We start from the raw sequence: 16,414 nt of genomic DNA, 5'->3' as shown, positions 1-16,414 counted from the left end.
CCCTATCACAGGACGGAGGCAGCGCATCGCCTCTGCCTCGCCACCAGAGTGGGGAAGCAAAGGTCAAGGACTAAAAATCAGACGTCAGAACCGCGTTGAGAGATTGAACACACCGAACTGGAACAGCCCACCATGCTGCCCATGGAATTCCTGCGTCTGAACGACATGGGTGTAGCTGACCTTCATGCCGTAGGCGATGATCGCCAGCCCGGCTTCCAGCTCCCCGACGAAAGGCTGACGGGAGACATGACGGCTGTCGCGCCAGGTATTGCCATCCAGCGTCATGTCATGAGCCACAGCCTGCCCGTCCCCACCGGCAAAGATGTACCAGGCGAAGCGTCCGGTCGGGGTGTAAGCATCCCCACCCGTCAGGCCCGGTCTGATCCGGTTGGGACCGAAATCGCTCTGAAGCCCCTGCCCGATGCGGAACAGCACGCCGGTCTGACCGTATACACGCAGATTGCCGACACCAAAGGTCAGGGATGGCAGGGCATCCGTCTCCAGCCCCCAGAATTTATACATCCGCAGACGATAGGTCCGCTCGGAGGTAAACTGGATAATCGGCTCATCATGAATCTGATAGCCCCAGCCCTTGTTCTCGGTATCACCGATCAGGTCATGGAAGCCGTTCTGCACCTGCCGCCCCAATGCCGAAGGCCCAGCCACACCCAGCGCGAGGCCAAGGATGCTGCGATTGTTATCCTTGTCCTGAATCAGATTGAAATTGGCGGTCAGCGTCGCAGCATAAGGCCGGTCATGCGGGTCCGGATTGGTTACCTGCGTGTTGGACGGGGTGAAGATCGACTGGTCAATGCCCACGGCAATCCGCTGCATGCCGTCACCCCACAGGGCGCGACCAACACGGGATGCCCATTTGGGGGTCAGGTCACTTGGCATGACCACGCTGACCCGCTGACCGGCGGTATAGTAACGATCAGTCCCGGCAACGGCATCGTTTTCGATGTCGACATTGACGATCCAGCTATTATCCGGCTTCGGAGTAGCCTGAGCGGCGGAAGCACTGAACAAGGCGGGCATTGCCAAAGCACCTGCCACAGCCACTGTCGCCCACACGCTTCTGGTGCAACCGGTCATTCCATCTTCCTTAAACTACTCAGGCCCAGACGCCCTGACCGCCTGCCTTTCGACGGCTGAAAGGGGATGACGGGTTCAGGCCATGACATCACGCAGATAACAGTCCGAAGCGTATTCTGCCCATCCTTCGTTGCATGGGAAAGAGACGGAATGACGGTTTCAACCGACATGATGCAATTCAGCATCGTTCCCACCCTTTGCCACAGCCCAACCCTGTGATAGGAGAGCCTTCAACGGAGAGGTGGCCGAGCGGTTTAAGGCAGCGGTCTTGAAAACCGCCGTACGTGCAAGCGTACCGTGGGTTCGAATCCCACCCTCTCCGCCAATTGCCACACCCATTTTCCATTCAATCTTCACCATTGATGAATCAGCCCCCCTGATCCAGACCCTTGTACCGATCCGCAGCAAATCTGCGCGGGTTCAGCCGATGCGCATTAAGCCTTTCTGTCCGTTATACGGCTGAAGATATCTGCCTTCTCAACCGGGAATATCGCTTTTCTCAAAAGCTCTTCCAGCCAATCCGCAAAAACCTTCACACGCCGCGAAAGATGCTGGCGATGCGGATAAAGCAGGGTCATCGGCAGCGGTTCGGCGCGATAATCAGGCAGAATTTCCACCAGTTCACCCGCCTCCAAATGCTGCCGCACGTCATAAGCCGGGATCTGGATCATCCCCAATCCGGCAAGGCAGCAGGCAATGGAGGCTTCGGCACTGTTGACGGTCACGCGCCCTCGCATGGGGAAGGTGCGTGACACGTCACCTTCGAGCCATTCCCATGGCTCTACTCTGCCGCTTGAAGGTGAGGCATAGTTCACCATCCAATGATTGCCAAGATCGCCCAGCCCCTCCGGTATACCATGGCGCTCCAGATAGGCGGGGCTGGCGACATTGAGCAGCGGCAGGCTGCCGATCGTCCGTGCGATCAGGCTGGAATCACTCAACGGGCCCACGCGCAGCACGCAGTCGACGCTTTCTTCGATGAGATCAACGGCCCGATCCGTAACACCAAGCATTATATCAATAACGGGATAAGCCTCCAGAAATGCAGGCAGCGCAGGTGCCACAATCAGACGGCCTATTCTTCCCGGAACATCGACACGCAACTTGCCGGAAGGTCTGGCGCTGCCTTGTCGGAACAGGGCTTCGGTTTCCTCGACATCAGCAACAACGCGCAGGCATCGCTCGTAGAAAACCGTCCCATCCTGGGTGGGAACGACCTTGCGGGTTGTGCGATGAAGCAACCTCGCCCCTACCCGCTTTTCCAGCTCTGCCACCGCCACCGATACCGATGAACGGGGCATACCGAGACTGTCTGCGGCGCGTGTAAAACTCGCTGCCTCCACAACCCGCGCAAAAATATGAAAAAGATCAATACGGTCCAGAAGAGCGCCTCATTGTTCGTTTAATCTGACAGGTTCTGTCAGATTGAACGGCTTTATCCGGAATATCCAGACGATAATGTCAGCCAACAGAACGTAACGGCATTGTCCCGTTGCTCTATCGCAGGAGGCTCGTTCCATGACTGATCATTCTATCAAAGGTAAAACCGCTCTGATCACCGGGGGCGCCAAAAACCTTGGCGGTCTGGTCGCGCGTGATCTTGCTGCGCAAGGGGCGAAGGCGATCGCCATTCATTACAACAGCACCAGCACGAAGACAGAGGCTGATGCAACCATCGCGGCCATTCAGGCAGCAGGTGCACAGGCGGTTGCCTTTCAGGCGGACCTGACCTCTGCCTCTGCAATGGAAAAGCTGTTTGCCGACACCGTCGCCGCAATCGGACGCCCTGATATCGCCATCAATACAGTTGGCAAGGTGCTGAAAAAGCCAATCTTCGAGATCAATGAAGCGGAGTATGACGAGATGGCAGCCGTCAATTCCAAAACAGCTTTTTTCTTCCTTCAGCAGGCTGGCCGCCACGTTCACGATAACGGCAAGGTCCTGACGATTGTGACCTCCCTTCTTGGTGCCTACACGCCGTTTTATGCGAGCTATGCCGGCATGAAAGCGCCTGTCGAGCATTTCACCCGCGCCGCATCCAAGGAATTTGGTGATCGCGGTATCTCGGTCAACGCAATTGGGCCTGGGCCGATGGACACGCCGTTCTTTTATCCGGCGGAAGGAGCGGATGCCGTCGCCTATCACAAAACCGCAGCCGCTCTCTCAAAATTTTCCAAGACTGGGCTGACCGACCTTGAGGATATCATACCATGGGTGCGGCTGATGGTTTCGGATGGCTGGTGGATGACCGGCCAGACCATTCTGGTCAATGGCGGCTATACGACGAAGTAGGATTATTCAGGGCATAGGCATGCTCCGGACAAAACAAATCCCGTTTGTCCGGAGCAGCCATATCAGATATTGTCGATATTCAGAACAGAAGCCGTCGCAGCCCGGCTGGCGCGGCAGGCTTCAGCATCCTCACGCAGATCAATCCCGTAGGTCGGGATAATCCGCTTGAGGGTTGGCAGCCACGCATCATCGGTCAGACGATCCGCAAAGCAGGCTTCCAGAACTTCCAGAGCAATAGCCGCCGCCGTGGAAGCACCAGGAGACGCTCCCAGCAAAGCCACCAGTGAATGATCCGCCGCAGGCACGATTTCGGTGCCGAACTCCAGAAAACCACCGCCATCCGGATAAGGCTTGATCACCTGCACACGCTGGCCGGCGACTGCCTCTTTCCAGTCCTCCCGTTTTGCATTCGGGAAGAAGGCCTTGAGCATTTCGAACTGATGATGATGCGTCTGCAGAACCTGCCCGATCAAATACTCGGTCAGTTCTATGTTATGACGGCCGACATCAAGCAATGGTCCGATATTATGAAGGGTAATCGAGCCGAACAGATCAGTCAGCGATCCATGCTTCAGGAACTTTGTCGAGAAACCGGCATAGGGTCCGAACAGCAGTGACGTCTTGCCATCAATGACGCGCGTATCCAGATGCGGCACCGACATGGGCGGAGAACCGCTGGATGCTTTGCCGTACACTTTTGCATGATGACGCTGCGTGACCGCATCCACATCGCAACGCAGCCAGATACCGCTGACCGGGAAGCCGCCATACCCCTTCCCTTCGGGAATATTCGACTTTTGCAGCAGGTCGATCGAAGCGCCGCCTGCACCGATAAAGACGAAACCGGCGGAAACAGAGTGACGTTCCCCGCTATTGACGTCCTTGAAGGTGACGCGCCAGCGACCATCCGGCTCCCGATCCAGTCCCTCTACCTCGGTGTTGTAATGGAGGTCGAAATCAGGCTGCGCCTTGAGATGAGCAACAAGCAGATGAGTCAGGGAGCCGTAATCCACATCGGTGCCAGTAATCATACGCGTTGCCGCGACAGGTTCGGCCGGATCACGCCCCTCCATGGTCAAAGGGGCCCATTTTTCGATCTGCGCCCCATCCTCCGTATACTCCATGCCATGATAGCAATGGTGGGCAGACATCGCCTGAAAACGCGCCTTGAGAAAAGCGACGTTTTCAGCGCCCCACACCATGCTCATATGCGGGCAGGGATGGATAAAGGCCTGAGGATCAGGAATAGCTCCCTTCGTCACCAGATAGGACCAAAGCTGGCGTGACAGATCGAACTCTGTATTGACCTTGAGCGCCTGGGTAATTTCCACCGTACCGTCAGGGCGCTGGGGCGTATAATTCAGCTCGCAATTGGCGGCATGCCCTGTGCCTGCATTGTTCCATGATTGCGAGCTTTCCTGTCCGCAATCACTGAGGCGCTCGAACATCATCATGCTGTAGGACGGGTTCAGTTCCTTCAGCAGGGTGCCGAAGGTTGCACCCATGATACCGGCGCCGATCAGGACGATATCAGGGCGGGAGTTCGCGGGGATCGTCATGCAGCCGGTTCCTTGTGAGACACGGGAGTAAAGCGGAGATCTTCTGACTCTTCATAAACCACATAGGCCCGGCGCCAGGGATCATCCCCGATCAGCCGCCATTTATGGCCTGAGCCGCTGTTATCCTGCGCCAGCAGAATATCGCCCGGGCGAATGGTGAAGGTCGCACCGGATTTGGTTTCAAATTCAAGCGTACCGGAAAGAGTGATCACAAAACGAGGCACCGGATCCTGATGCCATTCATAGGATCCACCGGACTTTGTCTCCTGAAAAGAGATATATTTAGCCTTGATCGGGAGCCCCACAAAATCGCCGCGCGCGCCCTCGGTGAGAGTGACGACACCTTCCTCGAAGAGTGAATTGCCATCCGGGCCGGTCCACATTCTGACGCATCGGATCATATCGCTGCCTCACTTAACTGCTTATAAAATAATAAAAATCAAAGTCGCATGACACGACATTTGAACAAAAAACGCAGTCCGTCATCTCGCCCTGCGCCGTGCCCGGTATGCGTCATAGGTGTGCTTCGGCACCACGATTGCAACGGTCATCGCAGCAACCACCAGAAACGCCGTCAATCCATCCGTGAGTGTTCCCTCCAGCAGAGTGGTTATGTCTGCGGAAGAAGCATGCTGCAAAGCCAGAAGCCCGGCAAACATGCGGAACACAAAAACACCGGGCATTAGTGACACCAACGATGCAAAACCAATTCCAGCAAACGGAATATGATGGCGTCTGGTAACCGGCATCAACACAATGGCGGCAACAAACCCCGCAACGCTGGCGCCGATGACTGGCCCTGCCCCTAACAGGGCCATTGCGATCCAACGGGCAGTGTCTGCCGCAATCGCTGTGATGACGGGCCAGCCCAGCAGACGAAGAGGCATTGAGAAAAATACACTGTAGCAGGCCGCTGCGACTCCTCCGGCCAAAGCGGTTACCCACAGGGCAACTTCGCGACCGGCAGGCATAGGCGGCAAGGTGACGCCACACAGGAACAATCCGGTCAGCAGCCCGGCACTGATGGCCAGCAGAATCATCGCGGCAAAACTCAGCCTCGCAATGCCCAGCGGCATCCGGTCACCCAGCAGGTCGAGTGTTCCATTCAGAAGAAACGGTCCGGGAACCAGCACCATACACGGACATACCGCGATCAGACGCAATTCCGAGCTCAGATTGAGTCGTGTTGCAACAGCACCGATCACGCCTGCCAGCAAGGCCGCGCAAAAGCTCTGCACCAGACCATTTCCCCCCGTCCGGGCAATAAAACGGCGCAGATAAGCACCTGTTCCTGCGCTGAAGCCTGTCAGGGTGACAGAAAGGAAATGAGATATACCGAATGTAACAGAAAGCGCGACTGCCCCAATGGCACAGGCGAGCGCAAAAAAATGATCCGGAGAAACCGGCAACTCTCTGGCTCTGGCAAGCTGTTTCCGGGCGATTTCAGGATCAAGCCGCCCCTCAATCAGGGCCTCCGCCACCTGAGTGGCTGCAGCAACCCTGTCGATAATAACGGCATCAGGCGTAGCAGGCAGAATGTGCGGATGAAAATTGTTCATCGCGGATGAATTGCGCAGAAACAGAAATCCCCATTGAGGGATGACTGACATCGCCTGACCGAGACTGGCGCCAAGGCGGGTTACCAACTGGATTGTCTCTTCGCTTTCCTGACCATTCGTATGCACGATCGTCGCGATATCAGCGACCAATCCTGTGGCATCCGCGTTTCCATCGTCCAGAATGTTATTCTTTCTCCAGACAGAGTGAGCAGCCAAAGCGTATCCTGTAAGTTTTTGTTAACAATAATTTGGAGCGTGACTTTACCTATAATGCCACACAGAAAGCCTGTACGACGATACAGGAGTGCTTCATTTTATAAATTTTTTCTTTTCTGAAAGCAGTGAATATGCAGCAATTTACGCTAATATAATTCCTAGGCATCCTCCATAGGCCGCTCATTTCAAGTGGGAAAAGATACCGAAATGACCAATCCCCCCTCTTCACCTGATACTGACCAAACTCCTGTCTATAAAGATGTTCCGATCGGCCTGGATGTTGCCGGCGAGCGGCAGGAATTTGATTCCATGGGTACCGTGATGGTCCCGGCAAATCGCTACTGGGGTGCGCAAACACAGAGGTCGCTGAAGCACTTCTCCATCGGCAACGATAAAATGCCGAAAGAAGTTTATCACGCTTACGGTTACGTCAAGAAAGCAGCCGCCATCGTGAATACCAGGGCTGGACGGCTTGCAGACTGGCGCGCCAAGGTCATCATTCAGGCGGCCGAGGAAACCATTGCCGGCAAGCTGGATGACAATTTTCCGCTTTATGTCTGGCAGACGGGCTCCGGCACACAGTCAAACATGAACGTCAATGAAGTCCTGTCCAACCGTGCGATCCAGCTTCTGGGAGGGACGCTGGGTGCGCAGGCTCCGGTTCACCCTAATGATCATGTGAATATGGGCCAGTCATCCAATGACACGTTCCCGACCGCGATGCATATCGCGACCGTGCTGGAACTGGATACCGTCCTGCTGCCGCAGGCTGAAGCCTTCGCGGCATCGCTTGAAGCCAAGGCGAGCCAGTGGATGAACGTAGTCAAGACAGGTCGCACCCACCTTCAGGATGCCGTACCGCTGACCGTTGGTCAGGAATGGTCCGGCTACGCCCAGCAGGTGCGGGATGCCATTGCCAATGTCATCGCTTCCAAAGCGGGTCTGTACAAGTTGGCCGCCGGCGGCACCGCCGTGGGAACCGGCCTGAATGCGCCGAAGGGCTTCGGGCATGATATTGCCCAGACGATTGCCGAACTGACGGGCAAACCCTTCATCACCGCGCCGAACAAGTTCTCGGCTCAGGGCTCGCTTGACGCGATGGTGGCCACCTCGGCTGCCCTGCGTGGACTGGCTGTCGTGCTGATGAAAATCGCCAACGATATTCGCTGGCTTGCCTCCGGCCCGCGCTGCGGGTTGGGTGAATTGCTGTTGCCGCAGAACGAGCCGGGTTCCTCCATCATGCCCGGCAAGGTCAATCCGACCCAGTGTGAAGCCATGGTCATGGTCTGCATCCAGGTGATCGGCGAAGACAATGCGGTGGCGTTCGCAGGCAGTCAGGGTAATTTCGAACTGAACGCCATGCGGCCGATCATTATCAATAATGTGCTGCATTCCGCACGTATCCTCGGCGATATGTGCGAAAAGATGCGCGTGTACTCCATTGAGGGCACGGAGCTGAACCGCGCACGCATCGACGCGAGCGTTGATCAGTCCCTGATGCTGGTCACTGCCTTGTCTCCGGTCATCGGCTATGACAATGCAGCCCATATCGCCGAAGCGGCGAATGCTGATGGTTCAACGCTCCGGGAAGCAGCACTCAAATCCGGCAAAGTGGACGAGGCAACGTTCAATCGGGTGGTCGACCCGCAGAAACTGGTCGGTGAAGGTGTTGCAGGCGCCTGAATCTGATATCCTTCATTCAGCCGGGTGCGTATGATTGCGCACCCGGTCGAAACAGGGGAAACCCTCAACTTTTCGCAGAAAATACCTCTGTCGTTCTGACAGTTCTGCAGAAGGGAACTATATGTTTCCCTTTGTTCCAAGGATTGGCTGGAGACTCTTGCCGACAACATCCGCCCGGAGATGGCCATACGTCGATGTGATACTGTCGAACTGGCAGAAACCGGGCCATGTCTTTGTCACAGCCCGGGATTTGCCAGGCTCATCATGGCCGCCTTACCCATGAGCGAATGATGACAGCCGATATCGGCCACAGTACACCCATAGAAACGGAGGAAGCGCACAGAACCCTGTTGCGAAGCTTCACCAGCATATGGCGGCATGACGTCAAATTATGATCCGCTTGATGTCAGCCAGTACACCCAACCCGAATTCAGGGCTGCCGTTGCCTGCGCGGAGGACTGGAATACCTATGTAACCGTCCATGCCTGCACCTCCCGCGCGATCAAGACCGCAGTCTCTGCCTGCAGGCTTTCCTCGACAAACAATTTGCCAATCCTCACCCGGAAGGATCAAAAACCTGTTCAATCCGACCATGACCAAAAATCAGGGTGCCATTCTGACCACGCTGACGCGCTGGTACGACAATGCAAACATCCTGCGCATCGGCAACCGGTACCAATGGCACATTGCTGCAATGATGCGACCCGCTCAGCCCCTATTCGGGTAAAAATCGGCGTGCTGAAAAAAGGAGCCTATGCCGATCTTCTGCTCGTGGATGGCAATCCGCTTACAGACATTACGCTGATTGCCGATCCGGGCAGGAATTTCAAAATTATCATGAAAGATGGTCGTTTTTACAAGAATACGCTCGCAGCATAAACCTGTCTGCATTGACCGTCAGCGTGTTCCGGCGCGCAGATTATGCGCCAGACCCAGCATCGCTACACCACCAATCAGCAGATCGATCCCGATCAGCGTGCCGACCAGTGCAATACCGGTTGTCGCACTACTGAAAGCAATCATCAGAGCCAGCACCCAGTCGACAATACCGGAGATAACCAGCCACCACCAACGTCCGGCGTTGATCTGACGCGCGGTCGTGGCGATCATGATCGAGGATACACCATCCATCATCAGCCATGCTGCGATCAGCCACGACAGGGCTACCGCCATTCCGGCGGGAAACAGCACCACGATCAATCCGACCAGAATCGCAGCCAGTGAGGACAGAAGCCCCCCTGCCAGATGCAGATGCGGACGGCTGGCGAGAGTGCTGATCAGTCCCATCACGCCGATGATGAACAGAAGCCATCCGATCATGCCGGCTGTGAATATCCCGGCCAGAACCGGCACCAGCAAGGCACCGATGCCGAGAATGAGCAGCAGGATACCTTCCAGAGTCAGAATGCCCGATCCGGCACGCGACAACCCTGAAAAAACCGGGCCGGAAGAAGGTGAAGGAGGAAAGGAACCGCTCATCAACAGAATGCTCCAGAATGTTTTGTGCAGGATGGCATTAATCCTCCGACAACGGCACAGTTTTATTCTGTATAGTCCCCTTTCCCCCCTGGACGGCCCATGCCTGACGTGAAGCAGCCTGCCAACACCTGACATATTTTAACAAAATATATTTTTATGGTTTTACGCTCCTTTAATTGGCAACGTTGTTGTCACAGTCCTATTTAAGACTCAGACACAGCTAGACACTCCCCGGAGGCCCCTCATGGTGGCACATCGTTTTCCCATCGCGCTGGCAGCCCTGACCTTTCTGGCCTGTGGCGTTTCCACAGCGCCGGATGCACAGGCCCGCGCAAAACACAGCACGTCCATTTCAGCAGATGGAAAAGGACAAGGGATGAACATTCCCTCCACCCAGCAGAGCCCCGTTACAGATGATGATGAACCAGATTTCAGCATCTTTGGGGTGCCCGTGCGCATTTCCTCCCCCGTGGCCAAGCCATATCAGAACACCTCGTTCCAGACTTATCAGGGGAGTGCCATGACATCACAGGATGCCCTGCTCTCCGACACCATCCCGAATATCGACGACTGGACTCCTTGATTTCTGTCAGAACGCTGCGCAAAAAGCCCGCTATGACCGAGCGTGAGCATCACCCGGATTACCGTGAGGGCAATTCCGCACGTCCACCCGAACCTTCTGCCGAAAGACGAGCGAGGGAGGCCGAGGCGCTTCGCGCCAATCTTCTGCGCCGCAAGGCCCAGCAGCGAGCCCGTCAGGCTCCTTCCCCCTCCCCCACAACTGCCGTGACGGAGCCAAACGAGACGACCGGGGAAAGCCCCCTGTTGTCCCCGCAACGCGGGTGAGATAGACCCCGACAATGCGTGCGGGGAGTTCATCGCCATGTCCATAATGCCCGATCATTGGATTCGTCAGATGGCGACCGGTCACGGCATGATCGAGCCATTCGTCGAAACGCAGAAGCGGGACGGCGTGATCAGCTATGGCCTGTCCAGCTACGGCTATGATGCCCGCGTCGCAGATGAGTTCAAAATCTTCACCAATGTGGATTCTGCGGTCGTTGATCCCAAGGCGTTCAGCCCGGCCAGCTTCGTGGATCGGAAAGGCCCGGTCTGCATCATCCCCCCCAACAGCTTCGCGCTGGCCCATACCGTCGAATATTTCCGGATTCCACGAGACGTTCTGGTTATTTGCCTGGGTAAATCCACCTATGCACGTTGTGGTATCATCGTGAATGTTACCCCTCTGGAACCGGAATGGGAGGGTCAGGTCACGATTGAGATCAGCAACACCACTCCCCTGCCCGCCCGTATTTACGCAGGCGAAGGCATCTGCCAGTTCCTGTTCCTGCGCGGCGACAGCGACTGCGAGACCAGCTATGCCGACAAGGCAGGCAAATATATGGGGCAACGAGGCGTCTCCCTTCCCCGTATGTAAGGGGCTCTGCCCGCGCCCGGCACTCTCATCTGCCATCCCAGCAGGAATGATCGCGTTATGAACGGAGCTGACTGAAGAATATGGATCGGATCAGGATTCGCGGTGGGCATCCGCTGGCCGGGGAAATCGCTATTGGCGGAGCGAAAAATGCCGCTCTTCCGGTCATGGCGTGCGGTCTGCTGACGGATGACAGGCTGGTCCTGAGCAATGTTCCGCGCCTTGCCGATATCGGCACCATGAAAGCATTGATCGAGCAACACGGCATCGCTGTGGAGCGGCTCGATCCGCTGGGTCGCATCCTCTCCCTTGGCGGCCAGATCACCAATACAGAGGCACCCTACGACATCGTGCGGAAAATGCGGGCCTCCGTACTGGTGCTGGGCCCGTTGCTGGCCCGTTGTGGAGAAGCCCGCGTCTCCCTGCCGGGCGGCTGCGCCATCGGCACGCGCCCGGTGGATATGCACCTCAAGGGGCTGGAGCAGATGGGGGCCGTCATCACACTGGAAAGCGGCTATATCGACGCCCGCGTTCAGGGCCGCCTGCGCGGGGCGGATATCGTACTGCCGATGCCCTCGGTCGGGGCTACGGAAAACCTGCTGATGGCGGCAAGCCTCGCGGACGGCATCACCACCCTGCGCAATGCGGCACGGGAGCCTGAAATCGAGGATCTGGCCCACTGCCTGATCGCCATGGGCGCCACAATCGAGGGGATCGGCACCGGCGAATTGCGGATTGAGGGCGTGGAGCGCCTGCATGGCGCTGAACACAGCATCATCCCCGACCGGATTGAAACCGGCAGCTATGCCTGCGCTGCAGCCATTACCGGTGGCCGCCTGCTGCTGCGCAATGCCCGGCTGGATCATCTGGGCGCGGTCACTCGTACCCTGCGGGAGGCCGGGGTCGAGATCGAGGAACAGGAATCCGGCCTGCTGGTCAGCCGCCGCAACGGTCTGCATGGCGTCGATGTGATGACCGAACCTTATCCAGGCTTTCCGACCGATATGCAGGCTCAGTACATGGTGCTGATGTCGGTTGCGGAAGGGGCCTCCATGGTTACCGAAACCATTTTCGAAAACCGCTTCATGCATGTGCCGGAGTTGAACCGGATGGGGGCCCGCATCAACGTCCACGGCGCCTCTGCCATCGTGCGCGGTGTGTCGCAGCTTTCGGGTGCCCCGGTCATGGCCACCGATCTCCGCGCCTCCCTGTCCCTGATCCTCGCCGGGCTGGCCGCCGAGGGGGAAACCATCGTCAATCGCGTCTATCACCTCGACCGCGGATACGAGAGCGTGGCCGAAAAACTCTCGGCCTGCGGCGCGGATATCGAGCGGATCAGCGGGTAGGCAGCTGTCGACTGCCCCCTTTCTGGAGACAATGATGCAGATCGAACAGCTGATCGAAAATATACGGGATCCCCTGTATCGTACCAAGTTTGTCACTTTGTCACGGTGACGGGCATCATTTCAGGCGGGCTGACAGAAACCTGCAAATCAACCGGCTGTACTATTCGCCGAATGGCTCTCACATGATGCCATGGGTGGGGGAACCCTGGGCGCATCTTTCGCTTCAGTCTGATGAATTCCGCCGCCGCCTTTTCAATGCCCCAGACACATCGGCAAAAGTCCGAAACGAATGGGCCGTCTACATTCCTCCGGAAGCAGATACCGCGACCGAACGAGCCGCCCTGTGGGAGACATTCGAGACCCTCAACCGTGTAACGGCTCCGCAACTGTGCAGTATTGCTGAAGCAACGGGGTTTGAGGTGATTAGCGACTATCGCACAACGACCGGTCTGGAAGTACCGCCTCATTTGCTGGAGGCTTATCATCGGGACGCACTGATCACCGATCAGATCGTCATGCTTCTGCGCAAGCCCGCCGCCGCCTGACAATCTTTGGGCCAGCAGGATTTTGCTGCTGCCTTTCCTGTAACATTCCGCTAAAGAACCGTTCGCGACGGTCCCGCGCGAGCGGGCGAGAAAGGGAATGCCGTGCGCTGCCTTCGGGCGGCAAGTCGGCAGCTGCCCCCGCAACTGTCAGCGATGAGGTGTCCTCCGCGCTCTTCTTCGGTTTCCAGCCGGGATGGGCTGCCACTGGATCGGAATGATCCGGGAAGGCTGGAGGCATACCGTTTCCACATCGCGAGCCAGGAGACCTGCCGTCGTCAATGGATCACAACCATCCGGGCGGGGTGTCCCGGAGATGGGGGACATGATGACGAAAGACCAGTTCCGGCGCGCAGAGCGTCACGGAGCGGCAGGGTACGCCCATGCCAGCCACAAAATCACCAGAACCAGATTTTCCAGCCTGTGGCCGCTTGCTTTTGCAACACCGTGCCTGCTGCCATCGCCTGCGGCTTTTGCGGCAGAGGAGGGTAGCTCCCTGCCTGCCCTGTCGGTGCAGGGACAGGCCGCAACGAGTGAAGCCGCCGGCACACTCTCTCTGAACCAGACCAACACGACCGGGAGCCGTCTGGGTCTCACGCCCATGGAGACCCCGGCCAGTGTCGATACGCTGGAGGGCGACACAATCCGCGCCCGCGGCGATCTGCGTGTCGATGCCGCCGTCAGCCGGGAGGCTGGCATCACCATGATCGGCACACCTGGCAATGGCGGCACCGCGCTGAGCGCACGCGGCTTCACCGGTCAGGCTGCGGTCATGCAGCTTTTTGACGGCGTCAGGCTGTATCCCGGTGCCGGCACCGTCACCTTTCCCTTCGATACATGGAGCACCGAGCGGCTGGAAGTGCTGCACGGCCCGGCCTCCGTCATCTATGGCGAGGGCGCAGTCGGAGCAGTGGTCAATGTCGTCTCCCGCCAGCCTTTCGAGGGGAAAATCCGCAACGAAGTCGCAGCGCTGGTGGATACCAATCTCACCCGCCGTCTGGCACTGGATAGTGGTGGATCGCTGAGTCGCACCCTCAGCTATCGGCTGGATATCGCCGGGCAGATGTCCAGCGGCTATGTCCAGCGCGGCAATTCGGACAGTCTGGATCTCAAGGGCGCACTCCGCTACCGGCCCAGTCAGGATTTCACTGTGACGGTCTCTCATGATCACGCCATGCAGGACCCGATGCGGTATTACGGCATTCCGCTGGTACGTGGATCACTGGACCGTTCCCTGCGCGACCAGAATTATAACGTCCAGAACAGCATCCTGCATTATGAGGATGACTGGACCAATCTCCATGCCGAATGGACGCCAAACGCCAGCCTGACCCTGCGCAACATCGCCTATCGCCTTACCACCAACCGGCACTGGGTAAATGCAGAGAATTATCGCTATCTGCCCGCCAGCAACATGATACAGCGGGACGGTTACCTCGACCTGACGCACCAGCAGGAACAATATGGCGACCGGCTGGATGGCACCTGGCACCATACGCTGTTCGGGCTTGGCAATACGTTCGGGGCCGGGATCGAGGCGAATTACATCACCTTCAGCCGGTTCAGCAATGCGCCGTTCGGAGGCATGTCTCTGGTTCCGCTCGACAATATCAATCCCGGTTTCTTCATCAATCTGGCCGGAAACCGGAAGGATATTCAGACCACCACATGGCAGGTCGCTCCGTTTCTGGAAGACAGGCTCCAGATTACGCGCCAGATCTCAATTCTGGCCGGGGTGCGGTTCGATCATCTGGACCTCCACAATGCAATGCCCACCACTGGCAAACCATTCGATAAAACCTATGACGCCCCGACATGGCGTGTCGGCGTTGTCTATCAGCCAGTGCAGACGCTGTCTCTCTACGGGCAGTATTCGACCAGCGTTCTGCCCCCTGCCAGCACACTGATCACGACCAACCTCGCCAATGCCGCCTTTGCCCTGTCGCATGGCCGTCAGGGAGAAATCGGGATCAAGCAGGATCTGGCCGATGGCAGGCTGCAATGGACTCTCGCAGCCTATGACATCACGCGGGATAATCTTCTTTCGGCCGATCCGAATAATCCCGGCATCACCCAGCAGATCGGACAGCAATCCTCGCGCGGGCTGGAGCTGAATGTCAGCGCCTCCATCACACCCCGCTGGAGCGTCAATGCCAATGGCAGCATCCTTCAGGCGCGGTTTGATGATTTTACTGAAACATCCGGCGGTGTTCCGGTCTCACGCAATGGCAACACGCCGCCCAATGTCCCCTTGCAAACCGCCAATCTCTGGACGGAATGGGCTTTCGCACCACGCTGGCAGGCGCAGGCGGGACTGCGCTTTGTCGGGCGGGCATTTGCCGACAACGCCAATGCCAATGCACGCCCGGCCTATACCGTGGTTGATCTGGGTCTGAACTGGCAGCCGGTCGATCAGTTGAGTCTTGCAGCGCGGGTCTCCAACCTGTTCGATACCGCCTATGCCGTGACCACCTATGGCAGCCAGCAATGGATATTGGGGCTGCCACGCACGATCACATTCGCGGCCAATGTAAAGTTCTGATCCCTCAGAGTAACCCGGAAACCGCTTTTTCCAGCTTTTCCGGCTTGCAGGACGGGGCATAACGGGCCACCGCTACCCCATCCCGCCCGATCAGGAATTTGGTGAAATTCCACTTGATGCGCCGTGTTCCCAGCAGGCCACGGCGCTGACGGGTCAGATAGTCGAACAACGGATGGGCGTTGGTGCCATTGACCTCCACCCGCGCAAACATCGGGAAACTGACGCCGTACTGCGTACCACAAAAAGTCCTGATCTCCTCACTATTCCCCGGCTCCTGCGCACCGAACTGGTTGCACGGGAAACCCAGCACCACGAAGCCGGAAGCAGCAAAGCGCTGATAAAGCGCTTCCAGCCCCTGATATTGCGGGGTGAAGCCACAACGGCTGGCCGTATTGACGACCAGCGCCACCTGCCCATGCCAGCGCGACAGTGGCACAACCTGCCCATCCAGCATGGTGGCCTGAAAATCATAAAGACTGGTCATTGCTGTCTCCACCCTGATCCAGGACGGGATAAACCCGCTCTCTCCATCAGGCCAGAGGCGACCGGATGGCTGTATTGCGCCTGATAGCCCGCAATCAGGTGTCATGCGGCCTTTTCCCGCCGCGCCTGCCGGTGTAGACGGCGCGCATGACCGTTCCGCTGACAGCCGGTGACGCTCCCGGC

16 protein-coding genes, 1 tRNA gene and 1 riboswitch are annotated in these 16,414 nt (G+C 57.6%); of the genes, 10 read left to right on the top strand and 7 right to left on the bottom strand.

Annotated elements, in window-relative coordinates; translation table 11 throughout:
* Positions 1-84 precede the first annotated feature (84 nt).
* Positions 85-1,095 carry a lipid A deacylase LpxR family protein gene (locus GbCGDNIH8_RS05565; protein ID WP_072572404.1) on the bottom strand — a complete coding sequence of 337 codons (1,011 nt, stop codon included), beginning with the start codon at positions 1,093-1,095 and terminating at the stop codon, positions 85-87.
* Positions 1,096-1,330: 235 nt separating this feature from the next.
* On the opposite strand from GbCGDNIH8_RS05565, the gene GbCGDNIH8_RS05560 reads away from it, so the two are divergent.
* Positions 1,331-1,420, top strand: a tRNA-Ser gene (locus GbCGDNIH8_RS05560).
* A 109-nt stretch (positions 1,421-1,529) separates the two neighbouring features.
* Here the strand turns inward: GbCGDNIH8_RS05560 and GbCGDNIH8_RS05555 are convergent.
* A complete protein-coding gene (locus GbCGDNIH8_RS05555; RefSeq protein ID WP_072572403.1) occupies positions 1,530-2,477 on the bottom strand; it encodes a LysR family transcriptional regulator in 948 nt (315 codons plus the stop codon).
* A 136-nt stretch (positions 2,478-2,613) separates the two neighbouring features.
* Here GbCGDNIH8_RS05555 and GbCGDNIH8_RS05550 point away from each other — a divergent pair, with 136 nt between their 5' ends.
* The gene (locus GbCGDNIH8_RS05550) at positions 2,614-3,387 is read left to right on the top strand and encodes an SDR family oxidoreductase (RefSeq protein WP_072572402.1); all 774 of its coding nucleotides are present in this window, start codon (positions 2,614-2,616) and stop codon (positions 3,385-3,387) included.
* Positions 3,388-3,449: 62 nt separating this feature from the next.
* On the opposite strand, the gene mqo is transcribed toward GbCGDNIH8_RS05550, so the two are convergent.
* The 3 genes from mqo to GbCGDNIH8_RS05535 form a co-directional block, all read right to left on the bottom strand.
* On the bottom strand, positions 3,450-4,946 hold the full coding sequence (mqo, locus tag GbCGDNIH8_RS05545; RefSeq protein WP_072572401.1) for a malate dehydrogenase (quinone): 1,497 nt from the start codon (positions 4,944-4,946) through the stop codon (positions 3,450-3,452).
* Positions 4,943-5,347 (bottom strand): cupin domain-containing protein, encoded by a 405-nt coding sequence (locus tag GbCGDNIH8_RS05540; protein ID WP_081368864.1) that lies wholly within the window; start codon positions 5,345-5,347, stop codon positions 4,943-4,945. The genes mqo and GbCGDNIH8_RS05540 overlap by 4 nt, the downstream gene beginning before the upstream one ends.
* A gap of 81 nt (positions 5,348-5,428) precedes the next feature.
* A complete protein-coding gene (locus GbCGDNIH8_RS05535; protein WP_081368863.1) occupies positions 5,429-6,721 on the bottom strand; it encodes a threonine/serine exporter family protein in 1,293 nt (430 codons plus the stop codon).
* A gap of 207 nt (positions 6,722-6,928) precedes the next feature.
* Between GbCGDNIH8_RS05535 and fumC the strand changes: the two genes are divergently transcribed.
* Both fumC and GbCGDNIH8_RS13050 read left to right on the top strand, forming a co-directional pair.
* Positions 6,929-8,404, top strand: a complete 1,476-nt coding sequence (gene fumC / locus GbCGDNIH8_RS05530; protein ID WP_072572399.1) for a class II fumarate hydratase — start codon at positions 6,929-6,931, stop codon at positions 8,402-8,404.
* A gap of 678 nt (positions 8,405-9,082) precedes the next feature.
* Positions 9,083-9,283: a hypothetical protein gene (locus tag GbCGDNIH8_RS13050; RefSeq protein ID WP_072572398.1), complete on the top strand. Its 201-nt coding sequence runs from the start codon at positions 9,083-9,085 to the stop codon at positions 9,281-9,283.
* Positions 9,284-9,301: 18 nt separating this feature from the next.
* On the opposite strand, the gene GbCGDNIH8_RS05520 is transcribed toward GbCGDNIH8_RS13050, so the two are convergent.
* Positions 9,302-9,883, bottom strand: coding sequence for an HdeD family acid-resistance protein (locus GbCGDNIH8_RS05520; protein WP_025320742.1), 582 nt, complete (start codon positions 9,881-9,883; stop codon positions 9,302-9,304).
* Positions 9,884-10,127: 244 nt separating this feature from the next.
* Here GbCGDNIH8_RS05520 and GbCGDNIH8_RS05515 point away from each other — a divergent pair, with 244 nt between their 5' ends.
* The 6 genes from GbCGDNIH8_RS05515 to GbCGDNIH8_RS05495 all read left to right on the top strand — a co-directional run bounded on the left by GbCGDNIH8_RS05515 (position 10,128) and on the right by GbCGDNIH8_RS05495 (position 15,748).
* The gene (locus GbCGDNIH8_RS05515; RefSeq protein WP_072572397.1) at positions 10,128-10,466 is read left to right on the top strand and encodes a hypothetical protein; all 339 of its coding nucleotides are present in this window, start codon (positions 10,128-10,130) and stop codon (positions 10,464-10,466) included.
* A 32-nt stretch (positions 10,467-10,498) separates the two neighbouring features.
* Positions 10,499-10,729: a hypothetical protein gene (locus tag GbCGDNIH8_RS12825; RefSeq protein ID WP_157692555.1), complete on the top strand. Its 231-nt coding sequence runs from the start codon at positions 10,499-10,501 to the stop codon at positions 10,727-10,729.
* Between the two features lie 37 nt (positions 10,730-10,766).
* Entirely contained in the window at positions 10,767-11,321 is a 555-nt protein-coding gene (dcd, locus tag GbCGDNIH8_RS05510) for a dCTP deaminase (RefSeq protein ID WP_072563114.1), read from the top strand.
* An 80-nt stretch (positions 11,322-11,401) separates the two neighbouring features.
* The gene (murA, locus tag GbCGDNIH8_RS05505) at positions 11,402-12,664 is read left to right on the top strand and encodes a UDP-N-acetylglucosamine 1-carboxyvinyltransferase (RefSeq protein ID WP_072572396.1); all 1,263 of its coding nucleotides are present in this window, start codon (positions 11,402-11,404) and stop codon (positions 12,662-12,664) included.
* A 182-nt stretch (positions 12,665-12,846) separates the two neighbouring features.
* Positions 12,847-13,209: a hypothetical protein gene (locus tag GbCGDNIH8_RS05500; protein ID WP_072572395.1), complete on the top strand. Its 363-nt coding sequence runs from the start codon at positions 12,847-12,849 to the stop codon at positions 13,207-13,209.
* A 51-nt stretch (positions 13,210-13,260) separates the two neighbouring features.
* Positions 13,261-13,497: riboswitch (cobalamin riboswitch) on the top strand.
* 34 nt (positions 13,498-13,531) lie between these two features.
* Positions 13,532-15,748 (top strand): TonB-dependent receptor, encoded by a 2,217-nt coding sequence (locus tag GbCGDNIH8_RS05495; RefSeq protein WP_157692554.1) that lies wholly within the window; start codon positions 13,532-13,534, stop codon positions 15,746-15,748.
* 4 nt (positions 15,749-15,752) lie between these two features.
* Here the strand turns inward: GbCGDNIH8_RS05495 and GbCGDNIH8_RS05490 are convergent, their stop codons facing one another.
* A complete protein-coding gene (locus GbCGDNIH8_RS05490; RefSeq protein ID WP_072572394.1) occupies positions 15,753-16,232 on the bottom strand; it encodes a glutathione peroxidase in 480 nt (159 codons plus the stop codon).
* Between the last annotated feature and the right edge of the window lie 182 nt (positions 16,233-16,414).

Origin of the sequence: Granulibacter bethesdensis (assembly GCF_001889545.1) — a bacterium.
GTDB classification, from domain to species: Bacteria; Pseudomonadota; Alphaproteobacteria; order Acetobacterales; family Acetobacteraceae; genus Granulibacter; species Granulibacter bethesdensis_B.
Note: the sequence above shows the minus strand (reverse complement) of the source record. Positions and strands in the feature narration are given on the sequence as shown.

Bases quoted from the DNA above. Each gene is read 5' to 3' on its own strand.
- GbCGDNIH8_RS05565 (WP_072572404.1), bottom strand. From the start codon at position 1,095: ATGACCGGTTGCACCAGAAGCGTGTGGGCGACAGTGGCTGTGGCAGGT.
- GbCGDNIH8_RS05550 (WP_072572402.1), top strand. From the start codon at position 2,614: ATGACTGATCATTCTATCAAAGGTAAAACCGCTCTGATCACCGGGGGC.
- mqo (WP_072572401.1), bottom strand. From the start codon at position 4,946: ATGACGATCCCCGCGAACTCCCGCCCTGATATCGTCCTGATCGGCGCC.
- GbCGDNIH8_RS05540 (WP_081368864.1), bottom strand. From the start codon at position 5,347: ATGATCCGATGCGTCAGAATGTGGACCGGCCCGGATGGCAATTCACTC.
- fumC (WP_072572399.1), top strand. From the start codon at position 6,929: ATGACCAATCCCCCCTCTTCACCTGATACTGACCAAACTCCTGTCTAT.
- GbCGDNIH8_RS13050 (WP_072572398.1), top strand. From the start codon at position 9,083: ATGGCACATTGCTGCAATGATGCGACCCGCTCAGCCCCTATTCGGGTA.
- GbCGDNIH8_RS05520 (WP_025320742.1), bottom strand. From the start codon at position 9,883: ATGAGCGGTTCCTTTCCTCCTTCACCTTCTTCCGGCCCGGTTTTTTCA.
- GbCGDNIH8_RS05515 (WP_072572397.1), top strand. From the start codon at position 10,128: ATGGTGGCACATCGTTTTCCCATCGCGCTGGCAGCCCTGACCTTTCTG.
- GbCGDNIH8_RS12825 (WP_157692555.1), top strand. From the start codon at position 10,499: ATGACCGAGCGTGAGCATCACCCGGATTACCGTGAGGGCAATTCCGCA.
- dcd (WP_072563114.1), top strand. From the start codon at position 10,767: ATGTCCATAATGCCCGATCATTGGATTCGTCAGATGGCGACCGGTCAC.
- murA (WP_072572396.1), top strand. From the start codon at position 11,402: ATGGATCGGATCAGGATTCGCGGTGGGCATCCGCTGGCCGGGGAAATC.
- GbCGDNIH8_RS05500 (WP_072572395.1), top strand. From the start codon at position 12,847: ATGATGCCATGGGTGGGGGAACCCTGGGCGCATCTTTCGCTTCAGTCT.
- GbCGDNIH8_RS05495 (WP_157692554.1), top strand. From the start codon at position 13,532: ATGATGACGAAAGACCAGTTCCGGCGCGCAGAGCGTCACGGAGCGGCA.
- GbCGDNIH8_RS05490 (WP_072572394.1), bottom strand. From the start codon at position 16,232: ATGACCAGTCTTTATGATTTTCAGGCCACCATGCTGGATGGGCAGGTT.